The following is a 20,213-nucleotide window of genomic DNA, read 5'->3' as shown; positions in this document are numbered from 1 at the left end:
ACCCGAAGTTGCCGAATTGTCGCCCTGTGTGACGCGCCCGTCACGGTGTGCTCACGGTCCGCGCGACGCACATGTGAGGACGCGCGGCCGTGAGGTCCAGCTAACCCAGCTGGCGGGCCAGCGCCCGGCCGATGACCCGGGCGGCCTCGGCAAAACGTTGCGGATCGGGCCCGGAATAGTTGAGTCGCAGGTACGGCCCGGACGGCTCGGCGGGAAACCACTCGTTGCCCGCCGCGACCAACACGGAATCAGCCTCGCAGTCGCGGACCAGCCGCTGCAGGTTGATCGCGTCGGGGAGTCGCAGCCACAGATGCAGCCCGCCACGTGGCACGTGTTCCAACTGCGCGCCCGGGGCATGCTCGGCCAAGGAGGCGATCAAGAGGTCACGCCGGGCCTGCAACTGCTGACGCAGGTCGCGCAGATGGGTACGCCAGGCCGGCTGGGTGACCACGTCGAGTGCCGCGGCCTGCAACAACCCGCTGACGTACATCGATTCCGCACCACGGTCGGCCAGAATCCGGTCCCGCGCAGGACCTCTGGCCACCATCGCCCCCACCCGGATCGACGGTGACACGCTCTTGGTCAGCGACCGCAGATAGATGACGTGTCCGGCGTCGTCGGAAGCCGCCACCGGCCTGGAGGTGCTCTCGATGCCGAAATCGTGGGCCCAATCGTCCTCGACCAGGAATGCACCGTGGCTGCGAACCACCTCCAGAATCTGGCTCGCGAGTTCTGGATCCCATTGGGCACCGGTCGGATTGGCGTAGTTGGGCTGCGCGTAGAACACCCGGGCGCCGGTCTCGTCGAAGGCCCGCGACAGCTCTTCGGGCTCAGGCCCCCGCGGCCCGCTGGGCACGGGCACCAGCCGCACGCCGCACTGGGCCGCGGCCAGGATGGCCCCCCAGTAGCTGGGCGACTCGATCAACATCGGCTGACCGAACCCGACCAGTGCGCGGAAGATCGAGCTCAGACCGCTCTGACTCCCAGGCAGCACGATCACCTCACGAGCCGTCGGCGCGGTGACGCCGGCGCCGTACGCCTCGGCCAGTTCCTGGGCGAACCAGGCCTGCAGGTCGGGCCGGCCGGGTGCCGGCGCCACGCTGAGCGCGGTGTCCCCGCGGGCGGCTCGCGCGAGTGCGGTACGGACCAGCCGTTGAGGAAGCAGTTCGCGGACGGGATAACCGGCGTGCAGCGCGATCACGTCAGGCGCGACGCCGCGCAGCGGCGTCGACAGTGCGGGGATCCGCGCCTGTGGCGACCGCAGCGCCGCGGTCTGCCAGCCATAGTCGGGCAGACGCGCACTGGGTACCGCCCGCACAAACGTCCCGACCCCCGGCCGGCTCTCCACCAACCCCAGGCTGCGCAGCGTGCGCATGGCCTTGGCGACCGTCACCGGGCTGGCCGCATAGTCAGCCACCAGGGCCCGGTTGGACGGTAGCTGCGCGCCGGGCGGCGCGGTGGCGATCCACTTTCGCAGGCCGGACACGATCCGCTCAGTGCTATCGTTATCCATGTTGATACAGAGTAGCGCTACTCGGAATAACTCGACTGCGCTATCCCACCCGGGGTTGTGGTGGGGCCTGCTGGGCGTCACGGCGTTCTCGTTCACCATCGTGTTCACCAAGGTGGCTACCGGCGGACTGTCCCCGCTGTTCATCGGCGCCGGGCGCGCCGTCGTCGCCGCCGCCATCGCGGTGGCCGCACTCGCCCTGACCCGGCAGGTACTGCCCTCGGCCCGGCAATGGGCCCGGCTGGCCGTCGTGGCAGCCGGTGTCGTGGCGGGCTTCCCGCTACTGACCTCCTACGCGCTCACGGTGGTTCCCGCCAGCCACGGCGCCATCGTGGTGGCATTGCTGCCGGCCGCCACCGCGGTGTGCGCGGTGTTGCGCGGCCACGAACGTCCGCCGGCCGCGTTCTGGGCGTTGGCCGCAGCCGGAGCGCTGGCCGCGGTGGTGTTCGCCATGGTCCACGGCGCCGGATTCGGTCATCTGGCCTGGCCGGACCTACTGCTGTTCGGCGCGGTTCTCGCGGCTGCGATCGGGTACGCCGAGGGCGGATTGCTGGCGAGGGAACTGGGCGCCTGGCAGACGGTGTCCTGGGCGCTGGTGGTCGCGGCGCCGGTGATGCTGACCCTGACGGTGCTGGCCGTCGTACAGCAGCCGCCGAATGCGACGCCGGTGCAGTGGGCCGCGTTCGGCTACCTGGCGGCGGTCAGCATGTACCTGGGCTTCTTCGCCTGGTACCGCGGCCTCGCCATCGGACCGATGACCCAGGTGAGCCAGGTGCAGTTGATCCAGCCGGTGATGACCATCGGCTGGGCGGCACTGCTACTGCACGAGCGGCTGACGTGGTCGACGGTGCTCGGCGGTGCCGTGGTCATCGGGTGCGCCGCCCTGGCCGTGCGCATCCGCCTCCGGTGAGTCGCCGACGCCGAAAGCCGGTGGAACCCGTTGGATTCCACCGGCTTTCGGGCAACTCAGAACTTCGCCAGGAAGTCCGAGGTGTAGACGTCACCACGGCTGCGTCCCGGCGCAGGCGGTCCCTCGACGACCACCCAGGCCGCGTTCGCCTTGTCCATGGACGGCCCAGACACGTTGATGGTCGCGGTACCGCCGGCATCCGTGTGCAGCACACCCCCGGACACCCCCGGATCGCCCGGATTGCACGTGGCGACCGACGCGCGGGGCAGCTGGATGAGCCTGACCTGGTAGTCGGTGTCGGGCCGGGCCGACTGCATGTGCACCTGCGCACTCACATTCGAGCCGTCTCTGCTGACATCGGCCCATCCCGAGCCGGAACCCGACCCCATTCCGTCGAGGAACAGTGCCGCGACGAAATCACAGTTCCGGATCTGATTCGAGAACGGAGAGAACGACGAAGCACTGGCCGGCGGGGCGCCGATCCCGCTGAGCACCACCCCGCCCGCCGCCGCCAACGTCACCACGCGCCTTGTGCGCCAATCCATCGCAATGCATCCTGCCTGCTCGACGTATCAGTGCGTCATTATTGGCACAGATCGCACGCCGAGAAGCGGCAGTTTGCACAAATCGCTGACGGCTACCGCCAGCGGCCGAGCACCTCTTTGGCCCGCGCACTCAGTACGGCCTGCAGGAACGGACCGAAGGTGACGCGCCCGACGCCGGCGGCCGTCAGTTCGGCGAGCTCGGCGGTATCGGGCGGAACGGTCACACTGACCGGCAGCGGTACCTCAGACACCAAGCGCGCCAACGCTTCCGGATCACGCAGTCCCGGCGGGAACAGCGAGTCGGCACCGGCAGCGGCGGCCTCGGACAGCCGGGCGATCGCGCGATCAACCCGGTCGGCGTCATCTCCGTCGTTGCGCAGGAACAGGTCGGTGCGCGCGTTGATCACCACATGCACTCCCGCGGCGTCCGCAGCCGCGCGTAGCTGACCCACCAGCTCGGCGTGCTCGGCCGAACTGCGCAGTCGCTTGCCCTCCTTGTGCACGGTGTCCTCGATGTTGAGCCCGACCGCCCCGACGTCGAGCAGACCCTCGATCAGCCGCTCCGGACGCTCGCCGTAACCGGACTCGATGTCCACCGAGACAGGCACGTCGACCGCGTCGGTGATTTGCCGCACCCGGGTCAGCAGGTCGTCGAACGACATCACCTCGCCGTCGGCCTTACCGATGGAATCGGCCAGCGGATGGCTACCCACGGTGAGCGCAGAGAAGCCCTCGCCCACCGCCAGTCGCGCCGACCAGGCATCCCACACAGTGGGCAACACAACGGGGTTGCCGGGTTGGTGCAGCGCCAGTAATGTCGCCGCCCGCTCCTGCAACGTGGTCTCACTCATTGATCCTCCAGGTGCTCAGATGTCCTGCTCAGATGTCCTTCGGCCAGGCGCGAAGCCGGTGCAACCAACACTACGACCCGGGTTCGGGCGGCTCATCGCGAGCGGTCCGCAACACCCCCTCTGACGTGATGCGCATCACGTCTCGATCGTGATGTGGCTAGCATTGGTTGTCGTACTGTGAGCCCTGACACCTTCAGCCCGAGGAGGTCACTTGTCCACCACCACCGAGTTCTCTGAACTGCACAACCTGATCGGCGACATGCGTCGCTGTGTCACCACGTTGGCGTCGAAGTACGGGGATTCCCCTGCCATGCGCCGCGTGATGAACGACGCCGAGCGGATCCTCAACGATATCGAGCGGTTGGACATCGACGCCGAAGAGTTGGAGATGCGTCACGGCGTGACACGCCAACAACAGGCCCGCGAGAAAATCGGCATCCCCGACACCCAATACGGAAGCGAGTTCTGGCAGGACGTCGCTGACGAGGGTCTCGGCGGATACCGCTGAGCTCACGGGCGTTTGACGCCCGACGAAACAACTGAACCTCAGAAAGGGAACCGTGAGCGCACCCACCGCTGACCGTCGCGCGACCGGGGTCTTCTCGCCTACACGAGCGCAGATCCCCCAACGCACCCTACGGACCGACCGGTGGTGGCAGGCACCACTATTGACCAATCTGGGGCTCGCGACGTTCGTCATCTATGCGACGGTCCGGGCGTTCTGGGGAAGCGCGTACTGGGTAGCGGACTACCACTACCTGACGCCCTTCTATTCGCCGTGCGTCAGCACGGCCTGCGCGCCCGGATCGAGCCACTTCGGTCAATGGGTCGGCGAGCTGCCGTGGTTCATTCCGATGGCGTTCATCTCACTGCCGTTCCTGTTGGCCTTCCGGCTGACCTGTTACTACTACCGCAAGGCGTACTACCGGTCGGTGTGGCAGTCGCCGACCGCCTGCGCGGTGGCCGAACCGCACGCGAAATACACTGGGGAAACCCGTCTTCCGCTGATCATGCAGAACCTGCACCGGTACTTCTTCTACGCCGCGGTGCTCATCTCCCTGGTCAACACCTACGACGCGATCACCGCGTTCCATTCGCCGTCCGGCTTCGGGTTCGGCCTGGGCAACATCATCCTGACCGGCAACGTCATCCTGCTGTGGGTCTACACGGTGTCCTGCCACTCCTGCCGGCACGTCACCGGCGGCCGGCTCAAGCACTTCTCCAAACACCCTGTGCGCTACTGGATGTGGACACAGGTGAGCAAGCTCAACACCCGCCACATGCTCTTCGCCTGGATCACGCTGGGCACCCTGGTCCTCACCGACTTCTACATCATGTTGGTGGCCAGCGGCACCATCTCCGATCTCAGGTTCATCGGCTGAGTCGCCCAACTGAATTCGTTGGCCGACAAGTACATACACGCGAAAGGCGAGTGGGGATTTTCATGGGCGAGTTGGAACGGCACACTTACGACGTCGTCGTGATCGGTGCCGGCGGAGCGGGTCTGCGCGCGGTGATCGAGGCCCGCGAACGCGGCCTGCGGGTGGCGGTGGTGACCAAGTCGTTGTTCGGCAAGGCCCACACCGTGATGGCCGAGGGCGGCTGCGCGGCAGCCATGCGCAACGTCAACACCAAGGACTCCTGGCAGGTTCACTTCGGTGACACCATGCGCGGCGGCAAGTTCCTCAACAACTGGCGGATGGCCGAACTGCACGCGCAGGAAGCCCCCGACCGGGTCTGGGAGCTGGAAACCTATGGGGCCCTGTTCGACCGGACCAAGGACGGCCGGATCAGCCAGCGCAACTTCGGCGGGCACACCTACCCGCGGCTGGCCCACGTCGGTGACCGCACCGGCCTGGAGATCATCCGCACCCTGCAGCAGAAGATCGTGTCGCTACAGCAGGAGGACAAGAGGGAACTCGGCGATTACGAGGCCCGGATCAAGGTCTTCCACGAGTGCTCCATCACCGACCTGATCAAAGACGGCGACCGGATTGCCGGCGCCTTCGGCTACTACCGCGAGACCGGCAACTTCGTGCTGTTCGAAGCCCCCGCGATCGTGCTGGCCACCGGCGGTATCGGCAAGTCGTTCAAGGTGTCGTCGAACTCGTGGGAGTACACCGGTGACGGCCATGCCCTGGCCCTGCGCGCCGGGTCGGGCCTGATCAACATGGAGTTCATCCAGTTCCACCCCACCGGCATGGTCTGGCCGCTGTCGGTGAAGGGCATCTTGGTCACCGAGGGTGTCCGTGGTGACGGCGGAGTGCTCAAGAACTCCGAGGGCAAGCGGTTCATGTTCGACTACATCCCCGCGGTGTTCAAGGGCCAGTACGCCGAGACCGAGGAAGAAGCCGACCAGTGGCTCAAGGACAACGACTCCGCGCGGCGCACCCCTGACCTGCTGCCCCGCGACGAAGTGGCCCGCGCCATCAACTCCGAGGTGAAGGCGGGCCGCGGCTCACCGCACGGCGGCGTGTACCTCGACATCGCCTCGCGCATGCCGACCGAGGAGATCAAGCGACGGCTGCCGTCGATGTACCACCAGTTCATGGAGCTGGCCGAGGTCGACATCACCAAAGACGAGATGGAAGTCGGCCCCACCTGTCACTACGTGATGGGCGGCATCGAGGTCGATCCCGACACCGGTGGGGCGACCACACCCGGCCTGTTCGCGGCGGGCGAGTGCTCGGGCGGCATGCACGGCTCCAACCGCCTTGGCGGCAACTCACTTTCGGATCTGCTGGTGTTCGGCCGGCGCGCCGGCCTCGGTGCTGCCGACTACGTGCAGGCACTGCCGGAGCGGCCCGCGGTTTCCGAGGCCGCGATCATCGAGGCCACCGAGTTGGCGTTGGCGCCGTTCGAATCTCACGCGCATCCGGAGAATCCGTACACGCTGCATGCCGAGCTGCAACAGTGCATGAACGACCTGGTCGGCATCATCCGCAAGGCCGACGAGATCGAGGAAGCCCTGGCCAAGCTCGCCGAGCTCCGCACCCGCGTACACAACGTCAGCGTGGAGGGCGGTCGCGTCTTCAACCCGGGCTGGCACCTGGCCATCGACATGCGCAACATGCTGCTGGTCAGTGAGTGCGTGGCCAAGGCCGCGCTGGCCAGGACGGAAAGCCGCGGCGGGCACACCCGCGACGACTATCCGGACATGGACGCCAACTGGCGCAACACCCTGCTGGTGTGCCGCGCGGCCGGCGACGATCAGGTGGTGCCGGACGTGACGGTGACGCCCGAGTCCCAGCTGCCGATGAGGGAGGACCTGCTGGCCACGTTCGAGCTGTCCGAACTCGAAAAGTATTACACCGAGCAAGAACTGGCCGAACACCCCGATCGGAAGGGCTGAGCATGAGTGCCTACAACGCGAACCTGCGCGTCTGGCGCGGCGATGACACCGGCGGCGAGTTGCAGGACTACACCGTCGAGGTGAACGACGGCGAGGTGGTGCTCGACATCATCCACCGGCTGCAGGCCACCCAGGCCGGCGATCTGGCGGTGCGGTGGAACTGCAAGGCCGGCAAGTGCGGATCCTGTTCGGCCGAGATCAACGGCCGCCCGCGGCTGATGTGCATGACCCGGATGTCGACCTTCGACCCGTCCGAGACGGTGACCATCACGCCGCTGCGCACCTTCCCGGTGATGCGCGACCTGGTGACCGATGTGTCGTTCAACTACGAAAAAGCCCGCCAGATCCCGTCATTCACGCCGCCCAAGGAACTGCAGCCCGGCGAGTACCGGATGCAGCAAGTGGACGTCGAGCGCAGCCAGGAATTCCGCAAGTGCATCGAGTGCTTCCTGTGCCAGAACGTCTGCCACGTGGTGCGTGACCACGAGGAGAACAAGGAGGCGTTCGCCGGGCCGCGGTTCCACATGCGGATCGCCGAGTTGGACATGCACCCGCTCGACGTGCTGGACCGCAAGGACATGGCTCAGGAGGAGTTCGGCCTCGGCTACTGCAACATCACCAAGTGCTGCACCGAGGTGTGCCCGGAAAACATCAAGATCACCGACAACGCGCTGATCCCGATGAAGGAACGGGTGGCGGACCGCAAGTACGACCCGATCGTGTGGTTGGGCAACAAGCTGTTCAGGCGGTAGTTCCTGCGCCCAGCCATCGAGATCAACGAAATGGTCGTTCCCGCGCGCCGGGAACGACCATTTCGTTGTTTTGGAGGTCGGGAGGAAACCGAGGCGACGGCGTAGGCTCAGGAAAAGCAGCCAATCAGCGTCGAAAGGCAGCTCCATGAGCATGGGACAGACTCACAGCATCAACGAGATCCGGACCGCGATCCGGGAACTGTCGATCCGGGCCGAGTTGGCCCGTAAAGAGGGCCGGCCGGGCGATGCCGGCGAGATCGAACAGCGCATCGCCAAATATCGCGACGAACTCGCCGCACGGCCCTGAGCCGGCCGGCCCGAGGCTCGGAGGTCAGGCGCCGAGCTTGCGGAACGTGCTGCGGTGGAACACGATTGGCGCCACATCGGCATTGACCGTGATGTCGCTGACACGCAGCACCACGATGGTGTGATCGCCGGCCTCGACGAGTTGCTCGATGGCGCTCTCCAGCCACACGCTGGTTCCGTGGATGAACACCGCGCCGGATTCGCGTGACTCGGTCTCCAGCCCGGCGAACCGGTCCCCCGTCTTGGCCGCCAATGTGCGGGCCGCCTCGTCATGGGATTCGCCGAGCACGCTGATCCCCAGCGACGGCAGATCCTTGAGCTTGGGCCAGGTGGTCGAAGAGTTCTGCACGCAGAACGACACCAGCGGCGGGTCGAGCGACACCGGCACGAAGGTGCTGGCAGCCAAGCCGACCAAGGTGCCCTCTACCTCGGCAGCAATCGCGATGACACCGGACGGAAAGTGGCCGAACGCTTCACGCAGCGACGTCGGGCTCAGTTCTGTTGCACTCATAACACCTCCATCTTCACACAGGGGTTGGTCACATCTGCTCCGCCCGCCCGTAGCCATGAGCGGCGGCCACGTCCGGGTGCGCGCGCACCCGGCTCTTCCACGCATTACGCCCGTACACCGCATAGATGCGGTCGTTCGACGGGTCGGTGCTCACTCCCCGGGCATGGGCCGCGAGGTCATCGGGCAGCGTCAGCACCGGCAGACTGGCGTCGAGCCGGGGATTGAAGAAGTACGGCACCGAGATGCGCTCGGCGGTGCTCACCCGCACCCGATGCTCGGTGGCCCGCAGATAGCCGCCGCTGGCGATCTCCAGCATCTCGCCGATGTTGACGATGAAGGCCCCCGGCAGCGGATCGACATCGATGAACGCGCCGTCGCCGCCACGGACCTGCAGACCGCGGGTTCCCGGTTCAGCGAGAAGCAGGGTCAGGACCCCCGCGTCGCGGTGCGCGCCGACGCCCTGGTCGGTCTCGGCCTGCGCCGGGTACCGCACGATCTTGATCAAGGTGGCCGGGGTGTCGGCGAATGCGGCGTGGAACACGCTGGGATCCGCCCCGAGGCCGACGGCCCAGCGCTGCAGCAGCACGCGCCCGACCCGGGCCAGTTCGGCATCCCAGTGCGCGATGACCTCGGGTAGTTCCGGCAGACCCGCCGGCCACTGGTTGGGGCCCTGCAGCCGCAGATAGTCCTGATCGGGGTCGGCCAACGGGCCGAGCTCGGGTCCGATGTCGATCTGTTCGCGCCAATCAACCCGGCCACCGGTCAGTTCACCACCCAACCTGGTGTAACCCCGGAAATGCGGGCTGTTGGTCATCGCCACCGCATCCTTGACCGCCTGCGGCAACGCGAACAAGCGGCGCGCGGCGTCGAGCAGCCGGTCCGACAACTCGGTCGGGACTCCGTGCCCGGTCAGGTAGAAGAAGCCCACGTCGTGAGCGACCTGGCGCAGCCGTTCAGGCGCGTCGTTCAGATCGACGACCGGCAGGGCGGTCCGCACAGAGGTCACCGCTCCATCATCGTCGCGACCGGCGGCGTGGGCCAGAGTCTCGATCGCGCTGAACACAACTCCGCCGTCAGCCGTGAAGCTCACGGTGCAAGCGGGGAATGTCGTCGTCCGCCCGCCGGAACCGGTGCAGGTGTTGCTGAACTGCGGGGCTCGATGCCGCTTCGAATTCCTTTGACGGCAAGTTCATCTGAAAGACCAGTCCGCGACCTCCCGCGCCTTCCAACAGTGCCCCGATTCCGGCGATGGGCAGCGTCATCAACAGCGCGCAGTAGGCCGGGGTGGTGTCCTCGAACTGGAGGCGGTACACGCCGAAGCTGCTCTGGTTGGAGACGAGCGGGTTCCACCGGTCCGGATTGAAGGAGGAGGTGACACAGCGGACGGCCCGCACGGCCCCGATGGCATCGAGGAATCGTTGGTTGATACGCATGTCGCAGTGTTCATCGGCGAAGTGATCCACGGTGTGCCGGATGCGTTCGGCGATCGCTTGCGCGCCCTCGCCGCGGCGCAGGTCGACGTTCAGGGTCGTGACGATATTTCCGATCAGCATCGGATCGAGACCACAACGATTCCGCGCGTTGACGACGATCGCCAGCGCGCGGCGGTCGACCGCAGGATCCGTTCGCATGAGCGCTTCCGACACATGCGCGCACACAACATCGTTGGCGGACAACCGGATCCGATTCCCATACGCACTGCGCATGCGGGCGATCTCATCCTCCCCGAAATACAGGCTAAGGGTTCGCTGCCGGCGCGCCTCGTTGGCCAGGTACCACGCGCCGCGGGCAATCTCTGCCGGACGCAGACAACGCACCCCGGGCTCGCGGGCGCCGTCGGCAGGCAGATGTTCGTCGAGGTAGGCCACGCGGTCTTCGACGATCAACGGCACAGCCAGTGGCTTGCCGGAGGCCGCGGCCGCCCAGGCATTCATGAAGTGCATCAGCGACTGCATGTCACCGATCGCGTGGTGCCATGACACACCGATCGCGGTCGCGCCGTCGGCAAGGTGGGTGACCCGCACCCTGCACAGCGGACCCCAACCCCATCGCGCCAGCGGGCCGTTAACCGGGTCGACGAGCCAGCTTCCGTTGCCCTGCAACGTCGATCGGATCGCATCACCGAGCGTGCCGTCAGACGACTCCGCGGTGAGCGGCACTCCCTGCCCGTCACAACGAATCGTCATCGCAGGCCTGGCCATGGCCATCCGACCCGCGAAAACCGGAACGCTGTCGAGCGCGTGGGCCAAAGCGCTCGCGAGTGCCCCGGTGTCCAGGCGCCGCTCGAAGAAGAAGACGATGTGCATCGCCAGGTTCGCGACGATGACGTCTCCGATATTGCACCGGATGTCAAACCGGTGCGCGCGTGACGGTTTGATCATCTGGGTCGACACAAGGACTGGCCTTCGCCGGGCCGGCATCGGCGCCTGACGACAATGCGACCGCCGCGCCACGGGGTGTGGCCGAGTCCGCGGAAGTGCGGCTTCTCATCGGCGGCGCTGTCGGTCTGAATCCAGAAATTGCGCAGCACCGTCCGCAGCACGACATCCACCTCGAACACCGCGAAATCCGCTCCGAGGCAACGCCGTACACCACCGCCGAACGCCAGCCATTCCGGTGCCCTCGGCCTGGTTCGCAGGAAGCGGCAGGGCTCGAACCGTTCAGGGTTAGGGAAAATGTCGGGATTCTCATGCAGGTCGGCGATGCGTACGACCACCGTACGGTCCCGCGGAATCTGCCACGGTCCGAGGCTGAAATTCGGCACCCTCACCCGGCGGCCGACCACATCGACGATGGTGCGTACTCGCAGCACTTCCAGAATTGTGGCGCGGCGGAAGTCACTGCCGCCCTCGTCGACCTCCCTGACCAGCTCGGCCAGCACGTCTGGGTGGCGCCGCAACCGCTCGAATGCCCAACTGAGCGCTGATGAGGTGGTTTCATGGCCGGCTACGGTCAGCGTCAGCAGTTCGTCGCAGATCTCCAGCCGGGACATCCAGGTCCCATCGTCACGCCCACTGCGGAGCAACAACGCCAGAGCGTCTTCCCGTTCGCCGAGGCGCGGGTCGGCTTCAGCCCGGTCGATGAGCGTGAACACGATCCGGTCGTATGCCCTGCGGTACGCGTTCAACACACCCCACGGACTCCAGCGTCCCGTCCGGAATGACGGCGTCGGGACGAAAGCCATGTAGGACCCGAGAGTGTTGAAGGCCCGGATGATCTGGCGGAGCCGGCCCATCTCGGCGCCGTCGGCGTCATCCGCGCCGAAGAGAAACTGCAGGATCACATCCAACGTGATCCTGCACATCGGCTCCAGAGTCCGGAATTCCTCGCCCTCAGGCCAATTCGCGCATTCTCGCAATGTCGCTTCCTCGACCGCCTTCTCGAGATCCTTGAGGTTCTGCCCGTGAAATACCGGGGCGAGCAATCGGCGCCGATCACGGTGCCGGTCGCCGTCGAGCGCAAATGTCGAACCCGGCCCGAAAAGGTTGCCGAGGTTCGGTTGCACATTCACCAACTGGTCGACGCTCGCGGTACACACCGACCTCACCAGGGCCGGGTCAGAGACGACGACGGAGCGTCCGAAGATGGGAGCCTTGATCTCGAAGACGTGTCCGTGCCGCTTGATCCAACTCCGCATCGCTTTACGGCGGAAGGCGACGAATCCCAGTGCTTGCACGAACTTGGGTGAGCGCACCTCCGGCGGGTTCAACCCGGCCACGGCCTGATCGGTCATGCGGTCCCCCAAGCTGCGATGTTCCCCGGAATCCCGTGGGAATCATCGCGCGCTTGCGGTGGGCCGAACTCGGTAGTGCACTACTGCAATCACGCGCGGTACAACGCAGCGGTACGGGGGTCCGCTCAGGCGTCCAAGCGCGTGAACTCGTCCTGCCGGTACTGCTCGACGCAGGCGGCTCGGCGGACCTTGCCGCTCGTGGTCGTGGGTATCGACCCCGGAGACACGAGGACGAGGTCCCCGACATTCAACCCGTGCGCATTGGATATCGCGGAGGTGACATCGCTCTTGATCTCCTTGAGCCAGTGCACCGCCTCTATCGTGGACTCTCCCCGCTTCTTGACCTCGATCACGGTCACCAGCTTCTCGGTGCTGTTCACCGGCACCGAGATCGCCGCGACCCGACCACCGGTGATCTGCTGGACCGTCGCCTCGATGTCCTCGGGGTAGTGATTACGCCCGCGGATGATCAGCAGATCCTTGATGCGCCCGACGACGAACAGATCACCCTCGGAGACGAAGCCCAGATCACCGGTTTTCAACCAAGGTCCGTCAGGCGTGCCGGCAGTCGGGTCGGCGAGCGTGGCGCCGAAGCACTGCTGCTCCTCCGGTGACCTGCTCCAGTAGCCGGCCGCGACATTGTCGCCGTGGACCCAGATCTCGCCGACCGCGTCCTGCGCGCATTCCGTGTTCGTATCGGCGTCGACGATGCGCACCACGGGAGACTGCGGCAGCTTGTAGTTGACCAGCGCAGAGCCGGTTCCGGCCGCACACCGCCGGACCCGGCCCGCGGACAGTTCATCGACGTCGAAGTGAGCGGGCTCCGACGCCTCACTCCACGTGCCGGTGGCCACGAACACGGTTGCCTCGGCCAGTCCGTATGACGGCCGCAGCATATGATCGCGAAAGTTGAAGTGGGCGAACCGATCTGTGAAACGTTCCAGGCTGGCCGGTTCGACGCGCTCGGCGCCGTTGATGATGCCCCGCACCCCGCCGAGGTCGAGCCCGGCAAGGTCCGCGTCTTTCGTCTTGCGGGCGGCCAGGTCGAAGGCGAAGTTGGGCGCCGCAGAAAAGGCACCCGGATTCTCAGCGAGCGCTCGGACCCATCTGGCCGGCTTCTCCAGGAAAGCCACCGGGCTCGTCAGGGCCGCGGAGTAGCCGCCGAGTATGGGTGCGCAGACACCGAGTACCAAACCCATGTCGTGGTAGAAGGGCAGCCACGAAACGATGGTCATATCAGTCGAGGTCTTGACGTTCGCATCCGCGAACAAACAGCGCATCAACTGCTCGAAATTCGACTGAAGGTTGCGGTGCGAGATCATCACCCCGGTAGGCAGCCGGGTCGAACCCGAGCTGTACTGCAGATACGCCGTGGCAGGGAATTCAGCTGTGCCACTGCCCAATCCATCTGTTCCATGGTCGGCGTCCAGGTTCAGCGAATCGACCACAACGATCTTCGGCGCGGTGCTCATACGTGACTGATCGACGTAGTCGCCGACATCCTCGGCGACCGCGGACGTCGTCAGGACCACCGAAGGCCTCGTATCGACGAACACCGCACTCACGCGCTCATGGCTTGAGCCGCGATGAGGCAGGGGAAGCGGAACCGCCACCAACCCGGCCTGCATCGAACCCAGGAACGCCAGGATGTACTCGAGGCCCTGCTGGGCCAGAATCACCGCACGGTCACCGACCGACCCGTGAAGGCGAATCTCGCGCGCCACGCTCATCGTCCGGCGCGACAGTTGCGACCACGTCAGCGTCTCGACCACGCCCGCCGGATCGGCGGCGTAATCGGTGAAGGTGAAGGCAACGTCGTTGGGCCGCAGACTGGCACGTCCATGCAGCATCGAGAGAATTGATGACTGGGGGCTGGGCATCACATCACGTCCGTTACTAGTCGATTCGATCGGCTCGGGAGGCGCCGTCAGCCCGCGCCCTGCGGGTTCAGCACCGACAACGCAGCGTTCGCCAGTTCCGACATCGGATCGGTGCCGCCGCCGAAGGTCGCCTGGTTCGCAGGTGCGGTGACTTCCGCGGGGTCGAAACCGTGCACCGGGTCCACCGTGACCGGAGCGGTCGCCGGATCGTCATTTCGCGAATAGCCCGCGTCCACCATGGGCAGCAAGACCCGGTCCAGCTCGTTGAGCGTGTTCTTGTCGTATCCGAGGTACTTGAACGGCAACACCAGCGGGAGGTGCTCCTCGGGGACCAGGTACGTCGTCGTCGTCGCACCCTTGGAGTTGACCGTCGTCCGGATGTTCTGTGCCGGAACGTTGCTCGGATTGGTGAACGCGATCGCGGTGTGACCGGTAGCCAAACCGGCGATCGCGTTGATCACGCTCATCCAGTTGTCGGGCCGGTCCGGCCAGTCGGCGATGCTGTCGTAGGCGGAGATGAACTGGTCGGTGTGGTACTGGCTCTCCACGGGAGCCGGTATGCGGTAGTCCATGAACGGCACGACGCTCCCGACGGGAAAGTTCTGGGTCAGGAAGCTCTCACCGAAGGGATGCTTGGCAATCGGGTCACCGAACGTCGCGAAGCTCAGCTGATCCGGCGGCGGAGCGGTCGGATCATTGGCCAGTCGCGCCTTCACGGCGTTGAGCACGAGGGCTCCCTCGGACAATCCCATCGCTGTCCCTTTGCCACCGTTGCGGATGGCCGCGTCGAGGTTTCCCTCTCCCTCGTCGACCGACTCGCCGATGCTGGGACCGTCGAGGCCCAGGCCAGGATAGATCTGTTCCCCGATCGGGCCGATACCGGGAAAGAGACGTTCCAGGGTGTGGCCCTGAACCTGTCCCGCCGGGTAGTCGACCTTCACCCGCTTCATGCCGGGGAACCACTGCTCACCCGTCATACGGATGTACTCGTCATAGGGAATCCCGAGGACGTGAGCCCCACCCAGGGCGTACGCGGTTCCGGGGTTTGACGTCCCAGAGGTCGGGCCGCCGGGCGTCGGCGGCCCGGGCGGCGACGTGTCATCGGCCGACGCGCTCCCGAGGACACCGAGGGATCCTGTGACGGTTGTCGTCACCAGCACCGCAAGTCCTGCAAGGAGTTTCTTCATCTCCACTCCTGATCGCCCCGCTTCGTTTCGTAGTTTCACACACATCACCCGTGCGCGCTCACCCGTCCTTACCTGCGCAACTTCCGAAATTGCCCCTCATGTGCGCTGCCGTCCGCCGGCTGCTCGGGACGGCCACCAGTTCGCCTTACCGATCAGGGCAGCGACGGCGGGCACCGTGATGGTGCGCACCACGAAGGTGTCCAGCAAGATGCCCACACCGATCACGAAACCGCCCTGGACCACCATGCCGATGGTGGAGAACATCAGACCGGCAACCGAAGCGGCGAAGATCAGACCCGCTGCGGTGATCACGCCTCCGGTAGAACTCAGGGTACGGATGACCCCATACCGGGTGCTGTGCGGAGACTCGTCGCGCAGTCGCGACACCAGGAGCATGTTGTAGTCGGCACCCACCGCGATCAGCACCACGAACGCCAATGGGGGCACGCTCCAATGCAATTGCTGGCCGAGGAGTGCCTGGAACACCAGGACGCTGATGCCGAGCGCCGCGAAGTACGAGATCACCACGGACCCGACGAGGTACAAGGGTGCGACGATCGAACGCAACAGCAACATCAGGATCAGCAGCACCACGATGAGGGTCGCGGTCATGATGAACCGGATGTCCTGCTGGTAGTAGTCACGTGTATCCCGTAGTGCGGCCGGGAATCCGCCCATCGTTATCGAGGCGTCTGACAGCGTGGTGTTCGGCTGAGCCCCACGGGCGACGTCCTGGATCTGATTGACCTGATCCATCGCCTCGGAGCTGAACGGGTTGAGCTTGGTCTGGACCAGATACCGCACCGACCGGCCGTCCGGCGAAACGTACGCTGCCGAGGCTTTTTTGAACTCCGGAAGGTTCAGCACCTCGGACGGAATGTTGAACCCCGCCTGTGCCGGATCTGCAGCGTCGTTGCGCATCGTCAGCAGGAACGACGAAGCCTGGTTCAACCCGGCAGAGATCACCTTGATCTGCTTGACCAGTTCATCGACGCCGCCTGCTACGTCCCGGCTCCCGCCGGCCAGGCGGTTGGCGCCTTGCTGCAGATCCTTCAAGCCCGACTGCGGACCGCCGGGCTTGTTCAGCCCCATGGCCTTGACCGCCTTGTTGACGCTGGCGAGCGCCGCGTTCAGCTTGGTGACCGTGGAGTTGAGCGATTGCTTGTCGTCGCCAGCGCCGTTCAGCTGATGAGCGAGATCGTTGATCTGGTCGAGGCTGCCGTCCTTGTTCGCGTCGATGAGCCGCTGGAACTGGATGCGGGTGTCGGCGCAGGACGGGTTGGCATCGCAGACCGCATTGTTCTGCAGCGCCGCCAGGACCGGATCGATCCAGCCGAAGATGTTCTTGACGGCGGACACGTTGTACCCCATGGCGTTGGAGAGCGCATTGACGCTCTGCACCAGCTTGGCCGTGGTTTCGACGTCCTTCACCAGCTTGTCGCCGCCGTACTCGGTTCGCACCGAGGAGAACGTGTCGACCAGGCCCTGCAGGCTGGGCGCGATCTGGTTGATCTGAGTGCGTACGTCGGCGAGGCTGTCGGCCAGCGTGTTGGCCCCGGATGCCAGTCGGTTGAGATCGCCGGAGCGCTGATCGATCTGGGTGGAGCCGTCGGCCAACCGGGTACCGACGATGCCGGCCTGGAATGTGGCCCGGAATTCCGCGGGCACCTCGCCCAAGGGACGGGAGATGCCGCTGACCAGACCGACGTCGGGCAATTGGGCGACGCGCGAAGCCATCTGCTCCAGGTCCGCCAATGCTCTCGGGGTGCGCAGGTCATGTGGCGACTGGATGAGAATGTATTCGGGAATCGACTGACTGATCGGGAAATGACGTTCGACCGCGGCGTACCCGATCGAACTCGGCGCCGATGCCGCCACGACCTTGCGATCGTCATAGTTGTACTTGGCAAAGATCGCGGTGCCGGCCAGCAACGCCAACACGAGAAGACTGGCGACGAGATGCGGCACCGGCCGGCGCACGATGCGGATTCCCGAACGCCGCCAGAACCGGGCGGTGAGTTCGCGCCGCGGTTTCACCCACCCGCGCGGTCCGACCAGCACCAGGATTGCCGGCAGCAGCGTCAGTCCGGCCAGGTACGCGACGCCGATACCGATCGCCGCCGACACTCCGACCGTCTTGAACACTCCCATTTTGGTGAAGCTCAGCAGCAGGAAGGTGAGTCCCACTGTCGCTGCGGATGCGGTGATCACCTTCCCGATCGACAACATCGCGGCCCGGACCGCCTGATCGAAGTCGTTGTCCAGGCGCAGATAGTCGTGATAGCGGCTGATCAGGAAGACCGCGTAATCCGTGCCGGCGCCCGCCATGATCGCGCTCAGGAACACGACGGACTGGTTCGAGACACCGGTACCCGTCAGCTCGGAGAAACCCGCCACCAGGGCCTGGGCGATCAGTAGGGACGACCCGATCGTCACCAACGGCAGCAGCATCGTGACCGGACTGCGGTAGACCAGCAACAACACCGCCAGGACCAGCACGGCGATCGCGAGCTCGATCGCGAGCCGATCGTTCTCACCGGCCACGGTGAGGTCGGCGGCGGTGGCCGCGGGACCGGTGAGGTGCACCTGCAGCGGGCTGCCGGCCGTGCTGAGTTTGACGATCTCGGAAACCCGCTTGAACGAGTCCATCGCCCGCGGTGTGCCCAACTCACCGACCAGGCCCACCGGCAACACCCAGGTGGTCTTGTCCTTGCTGGTCAAGAACTGTCGCAATTGTGGAGTGCCGACAAAATCCTGGACGCTTTCGACGTCTGTGACGTCGTCGCGCAGGGCGTCCACCAGCTTGCGATAGGTCGCCTCGTCCGAGGGACCCAGCCCATTCTCGTTGATCAGGGCCACCAACAGCAGGTCGTTGTTGCCCGACTCGTGAAAGGCCTCGGTCATCTTCTGGGCGGTGACACTCGACGGCGCATCACTGGGCAGGATGGCGAGCGGATGCTTCTGGGCCATGTCGCTCAGCGACGGACATGCCAACGGCAGAGCGACGAGCAGCGCCGCCCAGATCCCGATCACCGCCCAGGGCCATCGCACTACGAAATCGGCTAGCCGTCGCATGTCGCCCTCACCCTCGCGCCGCTTCCATGGCCATCGCTCCGCTCGCCGCTACGCGACGCGCCCCCAGTGCCCGCTGTCAGCAACCCTCGAAGACACCGACTTCATCGCCTCCATGTACCGCGTAACCGACTTCTCGGCAACGGCGTTGTCCGGATGCATGATCGCCATGACCGTGCCCTCCCCGTACCTGAATATGTAGATCGTCAATTGGTACGAGAATCGATTGTCGGGGTACATCCCGATGTTGTTCGCGAGGCCCAAATCGCCTGCGGCGAGGATCGCGTTGAGCGGTGCGGCACCACCGTGGAGGAAATTCGACACCGGAAAGTTCGGCTGCGGCCAATTCAACCACGGCGCCAACTCGAGCACTCGATAATACGGCACTCTCGCCATATCCAGGCCTGAATCGAAAGAAGCCTGTGCGGCTCCGGCCGCGTCGCTGAAAGAGGTCGCCGCGACCGGCACGACAATCGGGATCAAACCGGTGAACCAACCCTGCGTCATGAAATTGTCGCTGGCCGTTCGGGAATCTCTCGGCGTGAGCCCGTAATAAGTCAGTGCGCCGGTGAACTCGTGCTCGACCAGGCCCAGACAGGCGAACAAGCCGCCGACGAAGCGTGCGCCGGCCGCCGCACAGGCCGCGTCGAAGCGTTCGGTCTGCGCCGTGTCCATCAGCACCATAGAGCTCCATGCACTGCTGGTCGACTTGTCCGGATTACCAAGCGGCAGTGGGAATTCCGGAAAACCGTCAGCGTTGTTCTCGGCGAACTCGATCCACGCGCGCACCCCGGGCGAATCCAGGGTCAACCCCGACGTGTACTCCCGCTCGCGGACACAGAAGTCGTCGAAGCTACCGGCATCGGGCAGCGCGAGGGCTTGACCGCTTCCACTCATCGCCGAATACATGCCATTGGCTTCCATCATCGTCGTGCCGATCAACGTGGCATCCCCGTGCACGTGATCCATGGCCGCGAAGAAAGTGAAGTGGTCCTCGTTCTGGATTATGCCGAAAGTGAAGCAGCCCCATTCCAAGGGATTGGGTATGGCCACGACATGGCCGTGTATTTCGTCGACGGTCATATTGCCCTGATCGACCGGAATGAACTCGATATCGTCCGGGTTTTCGATCGTTCGCCTAACAAATTTGCCGTCATCGGCCTTTTCGAACCAGCTGCGGAACGTGTCATGCCTGCGCAGGTAGGTGTTGACCGCATGGTCCATGGCCGAGATGTCACATTGGCCCGCCACCTCACAGCTGGCGATGATCTGCCGGGAGAAGTTCAGCCCGGCAGCCTTCCGCTCGCTGTAATTCCGAAGATGTTGACTCTGCATGTAGCTAACCGGCACCGAGCTGACAGGTGCCCGATCCGCCGTTTCCTGAGCCGCAGCGGTCGGATGCCAGGACGTGACGGATCCCGGACTCAGCGTCCATTCCTCAAGTGCGCCAACAGTTATCTTCCCGATGCGCAAAGCGTCACCCTCCCATTTGGCCGGCTGTGGCCGTGATCACCCGTGGTTGCCCAACATACCCCCACACCCGCTGGCAACCACTCCCTCGCCTCACAGCAGAAGCTGCGCCCCACGCGTCACAGGTTCACGTG

17 protein-coding genes are annotated in these 20,213 nt (G+C 65.3%); 6 read left to right on the top strand and 11 right to left on the bottom strand.

What is annotated here, in order from left to right:
- Positions 1-100: 100 nt before the first annotated feature.
- Positions 101-1,513, bottom strand: a complete 1,413-nt coding sequence (locus EYZ64_RS02015) for an aminotransferase-like domain-containing protein (protein ID WP_135451641.1) — start codon at positions 1,511-1,513, stop codon at positions 101-103.
- Here EYZ64_RS02015 and EYZ64_RS02010 point away from each other — a divergent pair.
- Positions 1,512-2,420 carry a DMT family transporter gene (locus tag EYZ64_RS02010; RefSeq protein ID WP_135451640.1) on the top strand — a complete coding sequence of 303 codons (909 nt, stop codon included), beginning with the start codon at positions 1,512-1,514 and terminating at the stop codon, positions 2,418-2,420. The two genes, EYZ64_RS02015 and EYZ64_RS02010, sit on opposite strands and share 2 nt — an antisense overlap.
- A 56-nt stretch (positions 2,421-2,476) precedes the next feature.
- On the opposite strand, the gene EYZ64_RS02005 is transcribed toward EYZ64_RS02010, so the two are convergent.
- Together EYZ64_RS02005 and EYZ64_RS02000 are read right to left on the bottom strand one after the other, a co-directional pair.
- A complete protein-coding gene (locus tag EYZ64_RS02005) occupies positions 2,477-2,965 on the bottom strand; it encodes a hypothetical protein (RefSeq protein ID WP_286174565.1) in 489 nt (162 codons plus the stop codon).
- Positions 2,966-3,057: 92 nt separating this feature from the next.
- Positions 3,058-3,816, bottom strand: a complete 759-nt coding sequence (locus EYZ64_RS02000; protein ID WP_135451639.1) for an isocitrate lyase/PEP mutase family protein — start codon at positions 3,814-3,816, stop codon at positions 3,058-3,060.
- A gap of 211 nt (positions 3,817-4,027) precedes the next feature.
- Between EYZ64_RS02000 and EYZ64_RS01995 the strand changes: the two genes are divergently transcribed.
- The 5 genes from EYZ64_RS01995 to EYZ64_RS01975 all read left to right on the top strand — a co-directional run bounded on the left by EYZ64_RS01995 (position 4,028) and on the right by EYZ64_RS01975 (position 8,227).
- The gene (locus EYZ64_RS01995; RefSeq protein WP_135451638.1) at positions 4,028-4,324 is read left to right on the top strand and encodes an Rv0250c family protein; all 297 of its coding nucleotides are present in this window, start codon (positions 4,028-4,030) and stop codon (positions 4,322-4,324) included.
- Between the two features lie 52 nt (positions 4,325-4,376).
- Positions 4,377-5,198 (top strand): succinate dehydrogenase subunit SdhC, encoded by an 822-nt coding sequence (sdhC, locus tag EYZ64_RS01990; RefSeq protein ID WP_135451637.1) that lies wholly within the window; start codon positions 4,377-4,379, stop codon positions 5,196-5,198.
- A 62-nt stretch (positions 5,199-5,260) separates the two neighbouring features.
- Positions 5,261-7,168 carry a fumarate reductase/succinate dehydrogenase flavoprotein subunit gene (locus tag EYZ64_RS01985; RefSeq protein WP_135451636.1) on the top strand — a complete coding sequence of 636 codons (1,908 nt, stop codon included), beginning with the start codon at positions 5,261-5,263 and terminating at the stop codon, positions 7,166-7,168.
- 2 nt (positions 7,169-7,170) lie between these two features.
- Positions 7,171-7,920 (top strand): succinate dehydrogenase/fumarate reductase iron-sulfur subunit, encoded by a 750-nt coding sequence (locus EYZ64_RS01980; protein ID WP_135451635.1) that lies wholly within the window; start codon positions 7,171-7,173, stop codon positions 7,918-7,920.
- 145 nt (positions 7,921-8,065) lie between these two features.
- Positions 8,066-8,227 carry a hypothetical protein gene (locus tag EYZ64_RS01975; protein ID WP_135451634.1) on the top strand — a complete coding sequence of 54 codons (162 nt, stop codon included), beginning with the start codon at positions 8,066-8,068 and terminating at the stop codon, positions 8,225-8,227.
- 24 nt (positions 8,228-8,251) lie between these two features.
- Here the strand turns inward: EYZ64_RS01975 and EYZ64_RS01970 are convergent, their stop codons facing one another.
- From EYZ64_RS01970 to EYZ64_RS01935, 8 genes are all read right to left on the bottom strand, one after another.
- Positions 8,252-8,737 carry a flavin reductase family protein gene (locus tag EYZ64_RS01970; protein WP_044514767.1) on the bottom strand — a complete coding sequence of 162 codons (486 nt, stop codon included), beginning with the start codon at positions 8,735-8,737 and terminating at the stop codon, positions 8,252-8,254.
- A 28-nt stretch (positions 8,738-8,765) separates the two neighbouring features.
- Positions 8,766-9,779 carry an isopenicillin N synthase family dioxygenase gene (locus EYZ64_RS01965; protein ID WP_502703002.1) on the bottom strand — a complete coding sequence of 338 codons (1,014 nt, stop codon included), beginning with the start codon at positions 9,777-9,779 and terminating at the stop codon, positions 8,766-8,768.
- Positions 9,780-9,810: 31 nt separating this feature from the next.
- Positions 9,811-11,118, bottom strand: coding sequence for an acyltransferase (locus EYZ64_RS01960; RefSeq protein ID WP_167857676.1), 1,308 nt, complete (start codon positions 11,116-11,118; stop codon positions 9,811-9,813).
- Positions 11,115-12,470, bottom strand: coding sequence for a cytochrome P450 (locus EYZ64_RS01955; protein ID WP_135451632.1), 1,356 nt, complete (start codon positions 12,468-12,470; stop codon positions 11,115-11,117). Before EYZ64_RS01955 ends, EYZ64_RS01960 begins: the two co-directional genes overlap by 4 nt.
- A gap of 125 nt (positions 12,471-12,595) precedes the next feature.
- Positions 12,596-14,350 (bottom strand): AMP-binding protein, encoded by a 1,755-nt coding sequence (locus EYZ64_RS01950; protein ID WP_135451631.1) that lies wholly within the window; start codon positions 14,348-14,350, stop codon positions 12,596-12,598.
- 47 nt (positions 14,351-14,397) lie between these two features.
- Entirely contained in the window at positions 14,398-15,537 is a 1,140-nt protein-coding gene (gene pe / locus EYZ64_RS01945) for an acyltransferase PE (RefSeq protein WP_135451630.1), read from the bottom strand.
- Positions 15,538-15,633: 96 nt separating this feature from the next.
- A complete protein-coding gene (locus tag EYZ64_RS01940) occupies positions 15,634-18,612 on the bottom strand; it encodes an MMPL/RND family transporter (RefSeq protein ID WP_135451629.1) in 2,979 nt (992 codons plus the stop codon).
- A 48-nt stretch (positions 18,613-18,660) separates the two neighbouring features.
- Complete coding sequence (locus EYZ64_RS01935; RefSeq protein WP_135451628.1) at positions 18,661-20,082, bottom strand: condensation domain-containing protein; 1,422 nt, start codon at positions 20,080-20,082, stop codon at positions 18,661-18,663.
- Positions 20,083-20,213 lie beyond the last annotated feature (131 nt).

The organism is Mycobacterium sp. DL99 (assembly GCF_004762045.1).
In the GTDB taxonomy this organism is placed as follows: Bacteria; Actinomycetota; Actinomycetes; order Mycobacteriales; family Mycobacteriaceae; genus Mycobacterium.
This window is presented reverse-complemented; position numbering and strand designations above follow the sequence as displayed.